Origin of the sequence: Comamonas sp. B-9, from assembly GCF_000410635.1 — a bacterium.
Classification (GTDB): Bacteria; Pseudomonadota; Gammaproteobacteria; order Burkholderiales; family Burkholderiaceae_C; genus Comamonas.
The window spans coordinates 1-555 of the sequence record NZ_APCR01000429.1 but is presented as its reverse complement, the minus strand read 5'-3'; the positions used below and the strand labels follow the sequence as shown (position 1 = coordinate 555).

The following is a 555-nucleotide window of genomic DNA, read 5'->3' as shown; positions in this document are numbered from 1 at the left end:
TGTGGCCAAGCCAGGCGGGATTGTGGTCGCGCCCCAGGACGATGCTCTGCAGTTTGGCAGGGCTGAGTCGGGCGCAACGCTGGTGCGGGACCAGGACGGCGAAACCCACATCATTGCCGCCCGGTTTGATGTTGAAGAACTTCATGAGGATTGAACCATGTCTTTGAACTTCCCGGCCCAGGGCCGCGACTATTTGATGGATGTCGGTGTCCACGGCGGCACGCAGGTGCCCACCTGGCACATCGCATTGTTTGAGGGCGACTACGACCCTCAAGAGGACGACACGGCGGCCAACATCGGTAGCCGCGCAACAGAGATCACGGCTTATTCCGAGACCACCCGGCAGGAGTTCAAGGAAGCGGCGGCCACTGGCGGCGCTACCAGCAACTCTGGTGCGGTGGCACTCGTCACGTTGACCGCGCAGAAAGCTGTCTCCGGTTTCGCTCTGGTGTCCAGCGCAGGCAAGGGTTCGAGCACCGGCATCTTGCTGTGCTACCAGCGCCTGCCATCGCCCCGCACCTATGGCCCGGGCGACGTGGTCAAGATCCCGGTGAG

At 62.9% G+C, this 555-nt stretch carries 1 protein-coding gene; it reads left to right on the top strand.

Translation table 11 applies throughout. The features are described 5' to 3' along the window. Positions 1–157: 157 nt before the first annotated feature. A partial coding sequence (locus H928_RS0104135) for a hypothetical protein (RefSeq protein WP_021025383.1) occupies positions 158–555 on the top strand: 398 nt, incomplete at its 3' end.